This window comes from Streptomyces sp. UC4497 (assembly GCF_054871485.1).
The window spans coordinates 160,673-178,731 of the sequence record NZ_JBTYHB010000008.1; the positions used below are offsets into that span (position 1 = coordinate 160,673).

At 72.0% G+C, this 18,059-nt stretch carries 15 protein-coding genes; 3 read left to right on the forward strand and 12 right to left on the reverse strand.

The annotated features are described in order from the left end of the window. Positions 1-169: 169 nt before the first annotated feature. Positions 170-1,420, reverse strand: coding sequence for an MFS transporter (locus ACYSUO_RS13960; RefSeq protein ID WP_461776395.1), 1,251 nt, complete (start codon positions 1,418-1,420; stop codon positions 170-172). A 148-nt stretch (positions 1,421-1,568) separates the two neighbouring features. On the opposite strand from ACYSUO_RS13960, the gene ACYSUO_RS13965 reads away from it, so the two are divergent. Beyond that, entirely contained in the window at positions 1,569-2,462 is an 894-nt protein-coding gene (locus ACYSUO_RS13965) for a LysR family transcriptional regulator (protein ID WP_461776396.1), read from the forward strand. A 385-nt stretch (positions 2,463-2,847) separates the two neighbouring features. Here the strand turns inward: ACYSUO_RS13965 and ACYSUO_RS13970 are convergent, their stop codons facing one another. From ACYSUO_RS13970 to ACYSUO_RS13980, 3 genes are read right to left on the reverse strand one after another with little or no spacing between them, the layout of a single operon-like run. Continuing rightward, positions 2,848-4,500: a thiamine pyrophosphate-binding protein gene (locus ACYSUO_RS13970; RefSeq protein WP_461776397.1), complete on the reverse strand. Its 1,653-nt coding sequence runs from the start codon at positions 4,498-4,500 to the stop codon at positions 2,848-2,850. A gap of 2 nt (positions 4,501-4,502) precedes the next feature. Then, positions 4,503-5,321 carry a cyclase family protein gene (locus tag ACYSUO_RS13975; protein WP_461776399.1) on the reverse strand — a complete coding sequence of 273 codons (819 nt, stop codon included), beginning with the start codon at positions 5,319-5,321 and terminating at the stop codon, positions 4,503-4,505. 49 nt (positions 5,322-5,370) lie between these two features. After that, entirely contained in the window at positions 5,371-6,645 is a 1,275-nt protein-coding gene (locus ACYSUO_RS13980) for a glucarate dehydratase family protein (protein ID WP_461776400.1), read from the reverse strand. A 306-nt stretch (positions 6,646-6,951) separates the two neighbouring features. Between ACYSUO_RS13980 and ACYSUO_RS13985 the strand changes: the two genes are divergently transcribed. Then, positions 6,952-8,334, forward strand: coding sequence for an MFS transporter (locus ACYSUO_RS13985; protein ID WP_461776401.1), 1,383 nt, complete (start codon positions 6,952-6,954; stop codon positions 8,332-8,334). 54 nt (positions 8,335-8,388) lie between these two features. On the opposite strand, the gene ACYSUO_RS13990 is transcribed toward ACYSUO_RS13985, so the two are convergent. From ACYSUO_RS13990 to ACYSUO_RS14020, 7 genes are all read right to left on the reverse strand, one after another. After that, positions 8,389-8,940 carry a DinB family protein gene (locus ACYSUO_RS13990; protein ID WP_461776402.1) on the reverse strand — a complete coding sequence of 184 codons (552 nt, stop codon included), beginning with the start codon at positions 8,938-8,940 and terminating at the stop codon, positions 8,389-8,391. Between the two features lie 117 nt (positions 8,941-9,057). Beyond that, the gene (locus ACYSUO_RS13995; protein WP_461776403.1) at positions 9,058-10,632 is read right to left on the reverse strand and encodes a PucR family transcriptional regulator; all 1,575 of its coding nucleotides are present in this window, start codon (positions 10,630-10,632) and stop codon (positions 9,058-9,060) included. Next, a complete protein-coding gene (locus ACYSUO_RS14000; RefSeq protein ID WP_461776404.1) occupies positions 10,629-11,696 on the reverse strand; it encodes a DUF917 domain-containing protein in 1,068 nt (355 codons plus the stop codon). The genes ACYSUO_RS13995 and ACYSUO_RS14000 overlap by 4 nt, the downstream gene beginning before the upstream one ends. Before the next feature lie 166 nt (positions 11,697-11,862). After that, positions 11,863-12,975 (reverse strand): DUF917 domain-containing protein, encoded by a 1,113-nt coding sequence (locus ACYSUO_RS14005; protein ID WP_461776405.1) that lies wholly within the window; start codon positions 12,973-12,975, stop codon positions 11,863-11,865. 38 nt (positions 12,976-13,013) lie between these two features. Beyond that, the gene (locus ACYSUO_RS14010) at positions 13,014-14,567 is read right to left on the reverse strand and encodes a hydantoinase/oxoprolinase N-terminal domain-containing protein (protein WP_461776406.1); all 1,554 of its coding nucleotides are present in this window, start codon (positions 14,565-14,567) and stop codon (positions 13,014-13,016) included. Positions 14,568-14,579: 12 nt separating this feature from the next. Beyond that, positions 14,580-15,992: a purine-cytosine permease family protein gene (locus ACYSUO_RS14015; protein WP_461776407.1), complete on the reverse strand. Its 1,413-nt coding sequence runs from the start codon at positions 15,990-15,992 to the stop codon at positions 14,580-14,582. A 114-nt stretch (positions 15,993-16,106) separates the two neighbouring features. Continuing rightward, positions 16,107-16,637 carry a TIGR03086 family metal-binding protein gene (locus ACYSUO_RS14020; RefSeq protein WP_461776408.1) on the reverse strand — a complete coding sequence of 177 codons (531 nt, stop codon included), beginning with the start codon at positions 16,635-16,637 and terminating at the stop codon, positions 16,107-16,109. 104 nt (positions 16,638-16,741) lie between these two features. On the opposite strand from ACYSUO_RS14020, the gene ACYSUO_RS14025 reads away from it, so the two are divergent. Next, entirely contained in the window at positions 16,742-17,551 is an 810-nt protein-coding gene (locus ACYSUO_RS14025; protein WP_461776409.1) for an SAM-dependent methyltransferase, read from the forward strand. A gap of 24 nt (positions 17,552-17,575) precedes the next feature. Here the strand turns inward: ACYSUO_RS14025 and ACYSUO_RS14030 are convergent, their stop codons facing one another. Next, positions 17,576-17,860: a cupin domain-containing protein gene (locus ACYSUO_RS14030; RefSeq protein ID WP_266725248.1), complete on the reverse strand. Its 285-nt coding sequence runs from the start codon at positions 17,858-17,860 to the stop codon at positions 17,576-17,578. Positions 17,861-18,059: the final 199 nt, after the last annotated feature.

Genomic DNA, 18,059 nt, shown 5'->3' on the forward strand with positions numbered 1-18,059 from the left:
AACTCCTCGAGGGCGGCCTCTGGATGGGCGTTCAAACCGGTTTGAACGGCCGAACGGCGTTGACTAAACCGGTTTGAACGTGGAGGCGTCAAGAGGTTGGCCGATGTGATCTGCGTCGCTCAGAGGTGTGGTGGCGAGTGTGGTGGCGATGGTGGTGTCTTGGTGTCGTTCAACGACCGCCGTGCGAGCGGCGGTTGAGCACGGCGACCGTCGCCAGGAGCGCGAAGAGGGCCACGGCGAACCAGGTCATCGCCGAGGTCGCCGTGAGCGAGAGCGTGGCGACGCCGAGGGCGACGGCCGGACCGCTCAGCCCCAGATAGGCGACCAGGAACAGGCCCGCGAGCGCCTCGCCGCGCCGGGCGGAAGCCGCCATCGCGACCACGGCCCCGACCGCCGCCTTGAACAGCAGCCCCGCCCCGACGCCCGCGACCGCACCACCCACCAGGAACGTGGCGAGGTCGGCGGTGTGCATCCCGACGACGAGCGTGAGGAAGCCCGCGCCCTCCGCGAGCAGCCCCAGCGTCGACTTCGTCCGCGGCGCGAGGCGGTTGGTGAGGATCTGGGCGAGGGCCGCGCCCCCGAACACCAGGAACGAGATCGCCCCGGCCAGCAGGTGCGACGGGTGGTGCAGAGTGTTCGCGACGAACCCGGCGGCGATCGACGAGAACAGGCCGAACACCGCGAAGGACGCGAACGCGCCGGCCGCCGCGGCCACATACCCGGCCCGGTCGCCATGGTCGGCGCTCACCCGCTGCGGCCGGTAGCGCGGCCTGACCGGCAGCTCGCGCACGGTCTCCGGGACGCAGGACAGGGCCGCTGTCACAACCGCGAGAAGGACGGCGAACACCAGATACGGCAGCCGCAGCGGAGCCGTCACGTACTGCGCGAGGAAACCGGAGACCAGCGGGCCGAGGCCCAGTCCGCCGATGTTGGCGGCCGTCGACACCGTCTCGAAGCGCCCCGGGGATGCGTCAGGACGGTGCGCGCCGTGCAGTTCGGCCAGGTGGGCGGTGGCCGTCGCGCTGAGCATGCCGATACCGAGACCGCACACGAACCGGCCGACGAGCAGCACCGGAAGCTCCGGACTCGACAGGAACAGCAGGGCGGCGACGAACTCCAGGCCGAGCGCCGGCAGCAGGATCTTCTTGCGCCCCACCCAGTCCGACACGTGCCCGGCCAGCATCAGGCTGACCACGACACCCACCGCGTACACCGCGAAGACGATGGTGACCATGAAGGTCGAGAAGCCGTCCCGCTCCTCGTAGAGCGGGTACAGCGGGGTGGGCACCGTCGAGAACGCCATCGACGTGAGGAAGGCGAGCGCGACGATCCAGAAGCCGATGCCGTGTCGGCGTGAACCGGCGGCGGGGCGTGCGGTGGGGGAGTGGGACGGGGTGCGGGCGCGCGTCGGCGTGGCCATGGGGCAGGAGTCCGTTCGGCTCGGGGAGGTGCGGGTGGGCTGGTGCGGGTGGGTGCGTTCCACTCTCCGCGCGCGCAGCCATCACGTCCAACGAATCTTCGCGCTGGTGACGATCGCGAAGGCAGATGGTTGCTGCGATAGTCGACGAGTGGAACTACGTCATCTCGAGTACTTCGTGGCCGTCGCGGAGGAGCAGAACTTCACGCGCGCGGCGGCCCGTCTGCACATCGTCCAGTCCGCGGTCTCCGCCGCCGTCAAAACGCTGGAGCGGGAGCTGGACGCGCGGCTGCTGGACCGCAATTCCAAGCGGGTGCTGCTGACCGACGAGGGGCGGGCGCTGCTGCCGCGCGCCCGGACCGTCCTGGAGGCCGCGCGCGACGCGGCGGACGCCGTGGCCGAGGTGCGGGGCGCGCTGCACGGCACCCTGCGCCTGGGCACCCTCACATCGATCCGGCTGATCGATCTGCCGGGTCTGCTGGGCGAGTTCCACCGACGTCATCCGGGCATCCAGGTGCAGATCACCGTCGCGCCGACCGGGTCCCAGGGACATCTCACGGCGCTCGCGGAACGCCGTCTCGACCTTGCCCTCGTGTCCCTGCCGGGGGCAAGTCCCGCCGAGGTCGAGCTGACGCCGCTGGCCGGCTCGACCCTCGACCTCGTGGTGCCGGCCGACCATCCGCTCGCCGGGCGGGACGGCGTGGCGATCCGCGAACTGGCCGGGCTGCGGTTCATCGACTGTCCCGTCGGCTACGGCAACCGCTCCGTCGCCGACCGCGCCTTCGCCACGGCGGGCGTCCCGCGCCACGTCACCATCGAGATCACGGACCTCGCCACCAGCGCCGACTACGTCAGGGCGGGCCTGGGCGTCGCCCTGGTGCCGCGCTTCCTCGCCGACACCGCGCACGGCCTGGCCGTCCTGCCGGTGACGGACGCGGACCTGGGCTGGTCGCTCTACCTCGCGACCCCGGCGGACCGCCCGCCGAGCGCGGCGGCCCGCGCGCTCACGCAACTGCTGCGGGATTCGGCCGACACCACCGCATGACGGCGCAAACGAATACTTGAGACGCCTCTGGCATGTGCCATACGTTTGGATGCGCCGAAGAGGGTTACCCTCTTCAACGCCCCTGGTCCCCGGGCAACTTGGTAGAAGACGCCACAGTCGCATCGCCGACAACGCGACTGTGGTTCTCCGTCCGAGGTGTGCCTGCTGGGGCTTCCTCCCGCGGTCCCGCGGCGCCACCGGACGGAACAGACGAGGAAGCGCGCGAAGGGGAGCCGTGCTTTCTCGTGTGTGGCCCCCGCCGATGTTCGGAAGCGATTTCCGGCGGGGGTCGCTGCTGCCCTTCCCGAGCGGTCGGGCGGGTGTCAGTGGCCGACCGTGAGGCCGGGCGGAAGTCGGTGGCCGACCTGTGAGGCCGGGTGAATGGTCAGTGGCCGAACGCCTCCTGCAGCCACCAAGAGCCCTCGTCCCGCGTCGTCTTGGCGTCGATCACCATCGGCCGGTCCGGGGCGGTGAGCCACTCGGCGAGCGGATCCAGGTCCTTCGGCCCCGTCACCGTGAGGGCCGCGCAGCCGTGGCCGCGGGCGAGCGCCGCGATGTCGGTGTCGGGGAAGGTGACCGTGGACAGGTCCGCCGCCTCGCCGGGGTGGCCGAAGTGGTGGACCTCGGCCCCGTACATGGCGTCGTTGTAGACCACCACCAGGAGCGGCAGGCCGAGGCGCACGGCCGTCTCCAACTCCGAGACGCCCATGAGGAATCCGCCGTCGCCGCAGGCCGCCACCGGGAGCCGATCCGGCCGGGCCAGCGCCGCGCCGATCGCCGTCGACAGGCCGAGGCCGATCGACTGGAATGCCTGCGTGAAGCACAGCCCGTACTGGTCGGGCACGTCGAGGTACATGCTCGGGTAGCCCATGAAGTTTCCCGAGTCGACGGCGACCGTGCGCTCGGCCGGGAGCATGCCGTTGAGCGCGAGGGTGAGCGCCCGAGGGTCGATGCGGCCGTCGCCCGTGCCGTCCTCGAACGGGACGTGGGGCCAACGGCCCTCGGTGGCAATCCGCTTGGCGACGTCCGGCGTGCGGTAGCCGCCCGCCGCGGGACCGTCCGCGAGGAGCGCGGCGACCTCGTGCGCGGTCTCCGTGACGCCGCCCCACAGTCCCAGGTCGATGTCGCGGGTGCGGCCGAGGGCGTCGCGGTCGACGTCCACCTGGACCACCTTCGCGGATTCCGAGATGAGGCGCCCGTGCCGCATGGTCCACATGTTCAGGGCGCAGCCCCAGCCCACGATCAGATCGGCGCCCGAGATGAGTTCCGCGGCCAGCGGCGTGGAGAAACCGCCCGCCACGTCCAGGCACCACTCCTCGCCCGGCCGCCCGTTGAACAGCCCGCGCGCCACCGCGGACGTGGCGAGCAGCGCGCCCGTCCGCGAGGCGAGCGCAGCGATCGCCTCCCCCGCCTCGCCGGAACGGGCACCGCGGCCCGCCACGAACACCGGCCGTTCGGCGCGGCGCAGCAGCTCGGCGAAGCCCTCGGCGTCGGCCGCGGCCGGGCGCGGCAGGCCGGGGGCCGGGCGGCGCCGAGGGGCCACCGCGTCCTCGGGCAGCGCCTCGTCCTGTACGTCGATGGGGACGTTGAGGACCACCGTGCGGCGCTCCTCGGCGCACAGTCGGAACGCGCGGGTGACGTCGTCCAGCGCCGTGCGCGCGGAGCGGACCCGCGCCGACACCGCCCCGACGCCCTCGGCGATCGCCGGCTGATCGACGTGGAAGTTCGAGGTCCGCTCGGTCGCCTCCGCCGTCACGACCAGCAGCGGAGTACGGCTCTTCGCGGCCTCGGCCACCCCGGTGAGGGAGTTGGTGTAGCCGCAGCCCTGGTGCACGGAGAGGACGGTGACCTCGCCACTGGTGCGGGCGTGCGCGTCCGCCATGACGGCTGCGCCACCCTCGTGCCGCGCCGCGACGAAGCGCGCGCCCGCGGCCACGAGCGCGCCCGTCACATGAAAGTTGCCGCTGCCCACCACGCCGAACGCGGTGCGCACACCCAGCCGGTGGAGCTCGCGGCCGATGGCTTCCCGTACGAGCATGCTCACTTGCCTTCCGCGGCGGGAGTCAGCGCCAGGACGCGCGCGGGGCTGCCGGAACCGCCGACGATGCGCAGCGGCGCGACCACGAGTACCGCACCGACCGGCGGAAGCTCCCCGACGCCCCGCAGCTGCGTCACGCCGTACTTTCCGTTGCCGAGCATGAAGTGGTGGACGGGGAAGGGCGGTTCGAAGCGGAACGCCTGACCCGCGTCCGTGCCGACGGTCTCCACGCCGATCCCCACGATGCCGGTCTCCTCGGCCAGGTAGCGGGCGCACTCCGGGGTGAGGCCCGGCGTGTGCGGGCCGTTGTCGTCGGCGTTGAGAAAGGCCGCCTGGTCGTCGGAGCGGGCGTCCCAACCGGTGCGGTACACCAGCCAGCCGCCCTCGGGCAGCGCGCCGTGCTCACGCTCCCACGCCTTCAACTCGTCGAGGCCGAGCAGGTAGTCGGGGTCCTTGGCACACTCGGCCGACTTGTCCACGACCGCGGCGGGGCCCACGAGTCGCGTCGCCGGCACACTGCCCACGTCCTCCAGGTCACGCCCGGACGACCAGTGCACCGGAGCGTCGAAGTGGGTGCCCACGTGCTCGCCGGTGTGGATGTGGTTCTGGAAGGAGATCTCACCGGGATCGTCCCAGTCGTTGAGCCGCTCCAGCTCGAAGTGGGGTATCGGGTGCATCGGTTCGGGCAGCGGCAGGATCGGCGTCCCGGAGGAGAGGGGCGCCGTGAGGTCGACGACACGGACGGAGCCGGTGGCGAGCGCGGCCGCCAGATCGAGCGTCGACGCGTTCCCCGCGCCGGGTGTGTTCGGTGCTGAAGTCATGGTCATCATCATCGACGCTTGTGCCGCCCGAGCCAATGGCCGGGCGCGGTCACCAACGGGGCAGCCCCGGCCGGAAGTCCGGCTGGACACGGCGCATGTAGCCGGAGTCGTCGCGGTCCCGGATGCCGGACTCCAGATAGACGCGGTGCATCCGTTCCAGCGCGTCACGGTCGAGGGTGACACCGAGCCCGGGCCCTGTGGGCACGCGAACCGCCCCGTTCTCCAGCTTCAGAACGCCCGGCTCCACGATGTCGCTGTCGGCGTTCCAGGGGTAATGGGTGTCGCAGGAGTGGTCCAGGCGAGGCAGTGAAGCGGCGACGTGCGTCATCGCGGCGAGGCTGATACCCAGGTGGGAATTGGAGTGCATGGAAAGGCCGAGCCCGAACGCCTCGCAAACGGCGGCGAGTTCACGGGTGCGGCGCAGTCCGCCCCAGTAGTGGTGGTCGGTGAGCAGGACCTGGACGGCGTCCTCCCGCACGGCCGGGCGCAGATGCTCCCAGGCGATCACACACATGTTGGTCGCCAGCGGCATGGGGGACCTGCGGGCCACCTCGGCCATGCCCGCGATGGTCCCGGTCGGATCCTCCAGGTACTCCAGGGTGCCGGCCAGGCGCCGGGCCACGTATGCCGAAGTCTCCACTGTCCAGGCCGTGTTCGGGTCCAGGCGCAGCGGCGCGTCCGGGAAGGCGTCGCGCAGCGCCTCGACGGCGGCGATCTCCTCGTCGGGCGCGAAGACGCCGCCCTTGAGCTTGAAGGACTCGAACCCGTACAGCTCCCGCATGCGCCGCGCCTGAGCGACGATGCCGTCCGGAGTGAGCGCCTCCCCCCACTCGTCCGCGATCGCCGCTCGTCCGTCGAGGGCGGGGTGCTGGGCCCATTTGTAGAAGAGATATCCGGCGAACGGCACGCTGTCGCGCACCGCGCCGCCCAGGAGGTCGCTGACCGGGCGGCCGGTGAGCTTGCCCTGTGCGTCGAGGCAGGCCACCTCGATCGCCGAGGTGGTCCAGCCGCGCTCGTGCGCGCTCGGTACGTCGGCGCTCAGCGCGTCGTCGACGGCAGAGCACAGGGCCGTGGTGTCGAAGACGTCCCGGCCCGGCAGCATCTTCGCGGCCCGCTCCAGGCGGGCGAGCCGCGCGCTGCCGCCGGGTGATTCGCCCAACCCGACGGTGCCGTCCTCCAGGACGAGTTGGAGGACGCAGCGCAGCGCGAGGGGCTCGTGCACCCCGTCGGCGTTGAGCAGGGGAGGGTCCGCGAAGGCGATGGGCGTCACGATGAGTTCACGGATGCGGGTGCTGGCGTCCGGGGGAGCGGTGGGCGACTTCATGTCTCGGGCCCTTCTGTCTGGCGGCTGTCCGGTGGCTGTCAGTGGCTGTCCGGTGGTCTGTTCGCGGGAGCGACGGGCATTCAGATCAGAGCACATGATTCGTATCCGTGAACAGTCTGACCGATCCCCACGGGCCTGACGGGCGGCCCGACGGGCGGCCTGACAAGGCCTTTCACATGCGTGAATCACTGATGCTGTGTGATCCATTGACGCTGTGCCGGTCGGTCCGTAGATTGCCCACGATCTTGATCAGTATTCAGAAACGCGAACCAACGTCCCCACGAGGCACCAGACTTGGGAGCCCGCATGGCCGCGCAACCGTTCAAGTGGAAGACCCGGGCCGAAAGGGCCGCGGCGGCGGCCGAACGCACCGCTGAGGAGCGTGCGATCCGGAAGTTCCTGACCAGAATGCTGCCCGTGCTCGTCCTGATGCTGGTGATCAACCAGATGGACCGGACGAACGTGGGCTTCGTCCAGGACGACCTCCGTGCGGACGTCGGCGTCAGCGCCACCGCGTACGGACTGGGCGCCGGCCTCTTCTTCATCGGCTACGCCCTGTTCGAGGTGCCCAGCAACATGCTCCTCGAGCGGCTCGGCGCACGTGTCTGGCTCACCCGGATCATGATCACGTGGGGCGCCGTGATCCTCGGCATGTGCTTCATCCACGACGTGTGGGCCTTCTACGGGCTGCGCTTCCTGCTCGGCGTCGCCGAGGCGGGGTTCTTCCCCGGCGTCATGCTGTACTTCACCCAGTGGCTGCCGAACTCCCACCGGGGCAAGGCCAGCGCGATCTTCCTGGGCGGTTCGGCCACCGCGTACATCGTGACCGGGCCGATCACCGGAGCCCTCCTGGAGATGCACGGCGTCGGCGGCATCGCCGGATGGCGCTGGATGTTCGCGCTCGAAGGCGGCTTCTCGATCGTCTTCGGCATCTTCGCCGGATTCTTCCTCGTCTCTCGCATCCGTGACGCCCGCTGGCTGACCGACGAGGAGAAGGAGGCGCTGAGTTCGGCGGTCGAGAGCGACCGGCAGGAGCGCACCCGGGCCCCCGGCACCAGCGGCATCAAGCTCCTCTTCCAGGGGCAGGTCGCCGCGCTGACCTGCGTGTTCTTCGCCATGGCGCTCACCGGCTACGCCATCACCTTCTGGCTGCCGAGCCTCGTGGAAGAGATCGGCGGACTGTCGCCCTTCCAGGTCGGACTGCTCTCCGCGATCCCGTGGATCTGCGCCGTCGTCGCGATGTACACCACCAACCACTTCACCGACCGACTCCCCGACCGGCGCCCCTACTTGGCCGCGGCGCTGGTCCTGTCGGCGCTCGGCACCTTCCTGGCGACCCTCGGATCGCCCTGGTTCGGGCTGGTCGCGATCACGCTGGCCGCGGTCGGTGGCAAGGTGGCCGCGGGTGTGTTCTGGCCGATGGCCCAGCACGGCCTGGACGTGAAGATCGCCGCTCCGGGCCTGGCCCTCGTCAACTCGCTGGGCAATCTGGGCGGCTTCGTCTCACCGACCCTCTTCGGCTACCTCAAGGACACCACGGGCAGCACCAACGGCGGTCTCTACACCCTCTCCGCGGCCTCCCTCCTCGCCCTCATAGGCGTGGCCCTCATCCGCAACCACGGCCGCGGCCCCTCCGACCCGGTCCCCGCCAACGCCCCGAAGGACCGACTCACCGCGGGAGAAGCATGAGCCCGCACGGCGCGCCCACGCGAGCGCGCCGTGACGGTGGGGACAGGGAGAGTGCTAGCCCATGCTCTTCGAGCCGTCCAGGGACTCGCGGATGATGTCCGCGTGTCCCGCGTGCTGCGCGGTCTCGGCGACGATGTGCATCAGGACCCTGCGCACGGACCACTCCGCGCCCGGCTCGTTCCAAGGGGCCTTCGGCAGCGGCCACTTGTGGTCCAGGTCGGGCACGGTCGCCACCAGCTCGTCGGTCGCGGCCGCGGCCTTCTCGTAGTCGGCCAGCACGCCGGCCAGCGTCTCGTCGGGCAGCAGCCGGAAGCTGTCCGCCCGGGCCGCGAAGTCCTCCTCGGTCATCGCCGTGAAGTCCGGCATGGCGGCCGGGCCTTCGAGGATGAAGCTCACCCAGCCGCGCTCCACCCCGGTGACGTGCTTGATCAGACCGCCGAGACACAACTCGCTCGCCGTGGTCCGCTGCCGGGCCTGGTCGTCCGTCAGATCCCGCGTGGTGAAGGCCAGGAAGTGCCGCTGCTTGGCCAACGACTCAAAGATGTCGGCCCGTTCGCCAGTGACGGTGACGGTGGGGGCCTGGGGGGTCGGCTCGCTGGTGGTCATGGTGTTCGCCTCTCGCGTGGAATGCCCGCTTGGTGTTCGGTTCCGTCACGGTAGCCAGCAAGTAGGTCGGATCGTGTCCTAGTTCGTTTGTTGGGGTCGTTTCCTGTTCCGCTTGATTCATCCGTCCATGGCCGTCCGGCACGCCAGGTGCAGGGCCAGGCGCTCGTCCGGATCCGCCAGGTCCACGCTCAGGAGCTGCTGTACGCGGGCGATGCGCGCTGCGACCGTGTTGCGGTGCACGCCGAGGATCGCCGCGGTCTCGGCGGTGGAGGACTCCGCGTCGAGATACGCGGTGAGGGTGCGCACCAGGTCGCCGGGCTCGCCGGACAGCGGTTCCAGCAGGGAGCGGGCCGCGGGCTGGAAGGTGTCCGTGCGGGTCCAGGCGAGGAGGAGCTGGGCGAGGCCGAGGCGGTCGACGTGGAAGAAGCGGCCGCTCGCCTCCCGGCCCTGCGCCAGACGCGCCGCGTCGGCTGCCTCGCCCAGGCTGCGGGCGATGCCGGTGGGACCCGGATGGGCACGTCCCACCCCCACGTACGCGTGCAGCACCTCAGGCAGGCGGCGCTGCACGCGGCGCACGGCGGCGGCGTGCCGCTCGATGTCGCTGGTCGACGGTTCCTGGTCGGTGCTGGTCCAGGCGGACCAGCCGTCGCCCTGCTCGACGACCTGGGCGCCGAGCCGCTCCGCCGCGAACGCGTCGGTGACCTCGGCGCGCAGGCCCGCCACGTCCACGTCGGGTCCGGTGCCGATGCGGATGCCGGTGTGCCAGCCGTCGAGGCGCCAGCCGAACTCGACCGCGTGCCGGCGCACCGCGTCCGGGATCTCGCCGCCCGCCGGGCGGAGCAGCTCGCCGAGCAGGGAGGTGCGGTGGCGGGCGCTGCGTTCCAGGTCGAGGCGGCGCAGCGCGAGCCGTTCCCGTACGGCGCCGGACGCCACCTCCAGGGCGGCCGCCACCGCGTCGGCCTCGGGGGCGAGCCGGGCGGGCAGGCGCACGGCGAGGCGGGGCGGGACGCGTTCGGTGCCGACGGGGTGGGTGAGGAGACGGGCGCCGCTGGGGAGGTCGAGGGGGCGGGGGAGCGGCGGACCCGTCAACTGCCGCGCCACCGTTTCCTGTTCGGCGGGTGCCACGGTCGCCGGGTCGCCCGCCAGGTGCCGGGCGTCCGCGGTGAGCAGGGCGACCGGGCGGTGCAGCAGCGCGCCCAGATCGGTGAGGAGCGCGTCCACGGTCTCGTCCGCTCGGGCACACACCTGCGCGGTGCGCAGGGTCGACTCGGCGCGCAGCAGCCCCGGTTCGGCGGTCATCCGCTCCAGGGCGAGGTACGCGGCCAGTGGGTCGGGGGAGCCGAGGACGGGGAGTCGCAGCCGCTCGGCGAGCAGCGTCGACGACATGCGGAGCGCCGTCACTCCTGGGACCAGCAGCGCCGCGACACCTGCGCTGTGTGCACGGCGCAGCAGCGCGTCGAGCCGCCAGTCGCCGCGGTCGGCGCCGCCGAGCAGCACGAGGAGCCGATCGACGGGCTCCTCGGGCAGCGGGTGTGCCAAGTCCTGTGCGGCTACGGGGTGTTGGACAGTGCGGGAGTCCTCGGGGCCCGCGAGGAGGGTGACGTCGTGCCACGTGGGGTGGGCGAGCATCGCGGAAAGGGAGACACCGCCGGAGGAACCACTTCTGGCGCCGCTTCGGGCCGTACTGGTCATGTCGTGGCCGCCTCGAATCCGACGACCCCCGCGTCCAGGCCGAACGCCCGGGGCGAGACGTACGGCTCGGTGTCTGGGCGGTGCCAGAACCCGGGTCCGGGCAGGGTCGCCGCGATGACCTCCTGGCCGGGGCGCACCCGGTCGATGGCCACGGGGATTGCCGTGCGGCGGTCCAGGAGACAGATGACGTCGGGGACGGTCGCCGCGAGCTCGCCGTCGCGCAGGGCGAGCAGGATCTCGTTCTCCGTCTCCAGGCGGACGACGGCGCCGGACGCGGCGTCCGTGACCGTGACACTGCCGCGCCCGAAGCCCGGGCCCTCGCTGCGGGCGACCTCCCGGATCCGGCCCGCCGCGAGCACCCTGCAGCCGAGCGCCGTCTCCACGGCGTCCCTGTCCGGGCGGTGCGGAAGCTCCGCGTGCGCGCGGCCCAGGGCCAGGGCCCGGGAGAGGGAGCCGTGGACGCAGGCGTCGCGCACCGCGCTCAGCCGTACCGGGGCCAGCGCGAGTGCGGCCCAGCCGCCCGCCGCCGTGAGGAATCCGCGCACCGTGCGTTCCAGGCCGCGCGCGTCCGTGCGGTCCACGACCAGGATCTGGCCGCCCGGTTCGGCCAGTGCGCACGGGGTGACCGGGAGGCCGCGGACGGCCCAGCTGAGCTGGTCGAGGCGGGGGAGGGCGCGGCCCATCAGGTCGACGTCGACGACGGGGAGGCGGAGGTCGAGTGCGGCGAGCAGCACGGTGAGGGCGTTGGGGCCGCCCGCCTCCACGGCCATCAGGGCGTCGGGGGCGGGGCCGCCAGCCCAGCGGGCGACCGCGCCGACGGCCTCCCGGAACTCCTGGCCGTTCGGGAGCTTCTCGCTCAGTACGTTCACCGCGCCCACGACGCCCACCGGGACGATGACGGGGTCCTGGGAACCGGCCTCCTGCCAGGTGATCGTGCCGGTCCCGCCCAGTGAGTGGCGCAGCATCGAGGCGAAGGCCGCGGCGTCGCCGCCTCCGCCGCAGCCGAGGACGTTGACGCCGGTGACCAGGGCGGGGACGTCTTCGGCGGCGATGGTGTGGGGCACGCCCCTGATTCTCGCAGCGGGCCACTGGGCGTGCGCGGGCAGCGCCGTGGTTACGGTCGCGGGGCTCCGCCCCGGGCCCCGCTGCTCAATCTCCCCCAGCTACCGCTGGGAGGTGCCCCCTGCAGGGGCTTGAAATGGGCACCCGCCGCTGCGGCCAGCCCGGCGATCAGCAGGAGCCCGATCGCGGGAGGATGTCCTCCACCGGACGGAACTCGTACGGAAGGCCGAAGCAGGACGGGCCGAAGACGTTCAGTGCCTCCGGGGTGCGCATGATGGCCGGTGCCGCGATGCCGATCACCGTGACGCGCTGGCCGTAGCGGAGCGCCTCCGTGGTGATGGGCTCGCCCGTGTCCGCCTCCAGGACGCACACCAGGTCCGGGACCACGCAGATCGGCTCGCCGTCACGGAGCGCCGCCAAGTGCTCGTTCTGGAAACGAAGTTCGAGCGCCGAGTCGCCCTCGAACGCCGCGAACGTGGCGCGGCCCCGCGCGAAGCCGCCCTCCGTGCGGCGCTCCACATCGGTCACCTTGCCGCGGAACAGCACCCGCAGGTGGCCGTAGATCGTGCCGCCCACCGCCTCGCCGAGCGCCTCCACCGGGTCCCGGTGTGCCTCGCGCGCCTCACGGACCGCCCGGCCGAGGGACAGCGCGAGGGACAGCGTGCGCGGCACCGCCGTGCGCTTGAGCTGCTCGCCCGTCATCGAGTATTCGGCGATCGCCGCCCCGCCGCCGAGCCCCACCGTGACCCGGCGGGCCAGGTCCTCCAGGCGCTTGGTGTCCTTGCCGGTGTCGAACACGCAGGTCTCGCCGTGTTCGCCGGCCATCGCGAGCGGCGAGGCCGGGATCCCGTAGACGTGGAAGGTCTCCATCTGGAGTTCGGGGAAGGCGCGCCCCATGCCGTCCGCGTCGACGACCGGCAGGCCCGTGCGGGCCGCGACGATCAAGGGAATGAGTGAGTTGCTGCCGCCGCACTCTATGGGCATCGTCGCGTCGGCCTTGCGGCCCGTGAACGTTTCCAGGGCGCGCAGCGCGGCCACCGGCTCGTCGGCGCCGGGCAGCTTCTCGACCATCACGGTCGGCGCGCCCATGTTCGCGACAGGGATGACGAACGCGTCGTCGGCGACCTCGTCGGGGTCGAGGACGGTCACCGGACCGTGCTCGCGCATCGCCTCGCGGACGAGGAGGCGGCCGATGGTCGGGTCGCCGCCGCCTCCGGTGCCGAGGATCGCGGCGCCGCGCGCCAGGTCGTCCAGCTGCTCGAGGCCCAGGGTCCAGCTCATGTGCTCGTGCTCTCCTTACGTGGGTGGGGCCGCGGGGCTCAGTCGACCTGTTGCAGGTCGCCCACGGCCTTGCAGCGGATCCGGGTGGCGTTGCCCGGCAGGTACGGGACGGGGACCTCGTCGAACTCGACGATGCGGACCCCGGACGGGTTCGCGCCCGCGGCGACGGCCCGGTCGACCGCCTCCTGCCGGGCCTCGTCGAGCACGGTCTCGCGGCGCCCCGCGTCGATCGCGTAGACCCGGTCGACCTCGCCGCCGACCTGCGCGATGGCCGCGCCGATCGCGTTCGCGACCGCGAAGTGGTCGGGCCGGTGGACCGTTCCGGAGCCCGGCAAGGTGTCCGGGAGGAGGACCGAACCGCCGCCCACCGCGACCACCGGCAGCGGCTCGGGCGACGTCCGCATCGACTCCACCGCGCGGGCGATGTCGGCGGCGATCGTGTCGAGCGCCTCCTTCACCAGGCGCGCGTCGAGGTGCGCGACGGCCGAGCGGTCGCCGATGTCCGTGAGCCCTGCGGCCACCGCGACATCCGTGGCGGTCAGTGTGGAGCCGCCGAACACCAGGGCCTCGTCCGTGAGCCGGTAGCCGACCGAACGCGGGCCGACCGCGACCCGGCCGCCGTCCTCGACGACCAGTGAACCGCCGCCGATGCCGATGCTGTGCACATCCGGCATACGGAAGTTGGTGCGCACCCCCGCCACGTCCACGGCCGTCCCCGCCTCGCGCGGGAAGCCCTGCGCCAGAACGCCGACGTCGCTGGTGGTGCCGCCGACGTCGACGACCGCGCAGGTGTCGAGACCGGACAGCACCGCGGCGCCGCGCATCGAGTTGGTCGGGCCCGAGGCGAAGGTGGCGACCGGGTAGCGGCGCGCGTACTCCAGGTCCATCAGCGTGCCGTCGTTCTGGCTCAGATACAGCGGCGCGGTGATGCCGAACCCGGCGACCGCACCGGCGAGACCGTCGACGATCCCGGCGGCCAGCTCGCGCAGCGCCGCGTTCACCGCGGTCGCGTTCTCCCGCTCCAGGAGGCCGATGCGGCCGATCTCGTGGGACAGCGAGAGGGCCACGTCCGGGCCCAGCTCGGCGCGCAGGATCTCCGCCGCGCGCACCTCGAACTCGTCGCTGACCGGCGAGAACACCGAGGAGATCGCCACCGACCTGATGCCGTGGGAGGCCATGTCGGCGGCGTGCCGGCGCAGCTCGTCCTCGTCCAGGTCGGCGATCTTCCGCCCGTCGAACTCGTGCCCGCCGTGCGCCAGGTACGGCCGCCCGGCGACGGCCCGCGTCAGGCGCTCCGGCCAGTCCACGAACGGGGGCAGCGCGGACGTCGCGGGCAGGCCGAGGCGGAGCGCCGCCGTCGGGGCGAGGCCGCGGGCCTCGACGAGCGCGTTGAGGAAGTGGGTGGTGCCGATCATCACGGCGCCGACCGCCGCCGGGTCGAAGGCGTGCTGCGCGCGCAGCGCCTCGAGCGCGGACACGATGCCGGACGTGACGTCCTGGCTGGTCGCGGACTTGGTGGTGGCGAGCACCCGCGATCCTTCGAGCAGGACGGCGTCGGTGTTGGTGCCGCCGACATCGATTCCGATACGCACGGAACTCTCTCCTTAGCGGGAGGCGCCGCTGGAGGCGGCGGAGACGTGAGGGGTGGGGGAGTCGGGGGTGTCGCCGCTCGCGACGCCCGGGGTCTCATCGGACACCGGCGCACCGGCTCCCATGTCGCGGGACACACCGACGCCGCGTACGAGGCCGAGCCGGCCCAGCACGATGTAGGCGACGAACGCGAAGACGACCGAGTTGATGCTGGGCAGGCCCCAGTCGACGTATTCGCCGACGCAGAAGGCGAGCACCCACACGGCGAGCGTCGCCGGGACCCAGGTCGGCGCGGTCGCGGGCAGCGTGCCCGAGGCCCGTGAGGCCTCAAGGTCGCCGCGCCACCGCTTGACCACGAAGTACTCGGCGATCATCACGCCCGCGATGGGCGGGAAGGCGACGCCGAGCAGCGTCAGGAAGTCGGCGAACCGGTCGAGGATGCCGGCCGCCGCGAGCAGGCTGCCGATGACACCGAGGAGGACGGTGACGGTGGCGCGGTTGACCTTGCGGCCGAAGACCGACTCGATGAAGTTCACGACCCCGAGACCGGAGCTGTACAGGTTCCAGTCGTTGATCTTCAGCGCGCCCATGATGACGACGAGCGTCCCGACCCAGCCCACCGAGGACACGGCGATCGCGGTCACGTCGGCGGACCGGGTGGCGTGCGCGAGGAGCACTCCGGCGAGCCCGACCACGTACTCACCGAGCGAGATGCCCACCACGGTCTGCTTGACGACGTCGGCGGTGGACCGGTTGAAGCGCGTCATGTCGGGCGTGATGATGGCGCCCGCGATCGCGCCGCCCGCCACGAGCGTCGTGCCCTGGACGAGGGACAGCTGCGGCCCGGGCGGCGCGGAGGCGACGAGGTGCCCGATGTCGAAGCGGGCCAGCTCGTGCACCGTGGACCAGCCGACGAGCAGCAGGAACGCGGGCACGGTCACGTACGCGGCCCAGTTCATGGAGCCGAAGCCCCACAGCACGACGGCCGTCACGCCGAGCCCGAACAGCACCGACCACACGGGCGCGGGGAACACCCCGACGAGCCCGGCGAGCGCGTCGGCCGATATCGCCGACTGGATGCCGAACCAGCCGATGAGGCTCAGCGCGATCGCGAGCCCGATCAGCGAGGACCCGACGCGTCCGAAGCCGGTCCAGCGCGCGAGCACGGACGTCGGAAGGCCCTCTCGTACGCCGATGATCCCGACGAAGATCGAGAGCACCTCGACGATCACCGAGCCGAGGGTGAGCGCCCAGAACGCAGTCCAGAAGTCCATCCCGAAGCCCAGCGTCGCGCCGAGCACGAACTGGCTGAGCCCGGAGATCTGCCCGAATCGCTGCAGGGCTACGGACCACCAGCTGTAACGGGCGGTGGTGGGCACTCTGGTCAGGGCGTGGTCGTCCACCCCGACGGCGCGTGCGGCGGCCATCGAACCTCCAAGCGACTGCGGTTGCCCGCACGCTACGGCGGCCGTCGAAGGGGTGGGATGGGCGCAGTGCCCGGTGGGACGGAGGTGACTGTGCAGAGTGCACGGGGAGCAGGGTCAGGGGCGGCGCCCCGTGCAGCCCACGATGCGGTCCATCAGCGGCGCGTCATCGGGTGTCTCGACCGGCGGCCCCCACAGCTGCGGCAGGGGCGCCGCCGTCACGAAGCCGCTGACGTGGTCGTGGCAGGCGCGCAGGGTCTCCTCGGGCAGGTCGAAGGGCTGTCCTGTGGCCTTGGCGAGGTCCCAGCCGTGCACCACCATCTCGGTGAGCGCGACCTTCCCCCACGTTTCGTTCGCCAGCGTGAACCCCGGCCCGTCCGTCTCGCCCCGCCAGGCCTCCGGGTCGTCCCAGGCATCGCCGAGCGCCCGCACGCTCTTCGCCGTCCTCTCCCGCCAGTCGCCCGGCTCCGCGGACAGGGGCGCTTCCTTGCGGGCGAAGCCGGTGAACGCCCGCGCCGCCTCGTCGACGTGGGTGATGAGCTCGCGCACGGAGTACTCGGAACAGGGGGTGGGCCCGGACAGCTGCTCGTCGCTCACACCGGTCAGTACATCGGTCATCCGGCTACACGCCGGCTTCAGGTCGATCACGGAAAGTCCTCCTCGGGTGGCATGCCGTGGTGATACCGGTGCAGACCGCTCCCGGGCCCCGAACTCATCGGTGCACCGGCCGTGTTGTGTGTGAAGCTGAAGCCATGGATCACACGCATGGCGAACTCCGCGACAGGCTGCAGACCGACCGTCCGCACTCCGCCCGGGTGTGGAACTACCTGCTGGGCGGCAAGGACAACTACCCCGTCGACAGCGAGGTGGGCGAGGCCATCCTCGCCACGTTCCCCGAGTTCGCCACCGTCGCGCGGCTGCAACGGCAGTTCCTCGTGCGCGCGGTGCGGTACCTGGCGGGAGAGGCGGGCATCCGGCAGTTCCTCGACATCGGCACCGGCCTCCCGACCGCCGACAACACGCACGAGGTGGCCCAGCGCATCGCCCCGGACAGCCGGATCGTGTACGTCGACAACGACCCGCTGGTCCTGACCCACGCGCGGGCCCTGCTCACCAGCACCCCCGAGGGTGCCTGCGCCTATCTGGACGCCGATGTGCGGGACCCGGAGCGGATCCTGGCCCAGGCGGCCGAGACCCTGGACTTCGACCGGCCGATCGGGCTGACCCTGCTCAGCATCATGGGGCAGCTGTCCGACGAGGACCGCCCCGCGGAAGTGGTGTCCACGCTGCTCGACGCGCTGCCGCCCGGCAGCTACCTGGCCCTGACCGACGGCACGAACAACAACGACGCGCTGAACACGGCGGTCGCCGGCTACAACCAGCAGTCGGTGCACACCTATCACCTGCGGTCACCGGAGCGGATCGCCGCGTTCTTCGACGGCCTCGACCTCGTCGAACCGGGAATCGTCAATACATCGGCCTGGCGCCCGGACCCCGACGCGCCGCGGCCCGAGGCGTCGGCGGTCGAGGCGGCGGTGTGCGGGGTCGGGCGCAAGGTGTGAGAGAGCGCCGTTTGCGGTGGGGTGTTACTTGCGCTCCACCTCCACGAAGGCCAGCGGCTCCTGGCCCGCGTTGACGACCTCGTGCTCGCTGCCCGCCGAACGCGCGTAGGAGCGGCCCGAGAACAGCTCGTTGCGCGTGACCGTGCCGTCCGGGGTGATGACATCGGTGTGGCCGTCCGTCACCGGGACCACGACGTAGTCGTACTCGTGCACGTGGCGGCCGGTGCTCTGCCCCGGCTCGAAGTCCCAGCGGGTGACCCGCGTGCGCTCGTCCTCGTGCTGCACGGTGGCGCGGGCGGTGGTGCTCATGTTCACGGCTCTTTCGTCGGGGCGGAACGGTGGCGGCGGTGGATCGCCGCGGTGGCAGGCTAACCGTGATCCCTGTCCCGGTGGCGGGCCGGTGTGCGTGGGAGCGGTGTGCGGGGTGTTGACCATGGTGTGCGGCGAGCCTAATCTTCGCGTCCGGAGTTCCGTTCACTGTCCGAAATCGCGAACAAATAGCCGCGCG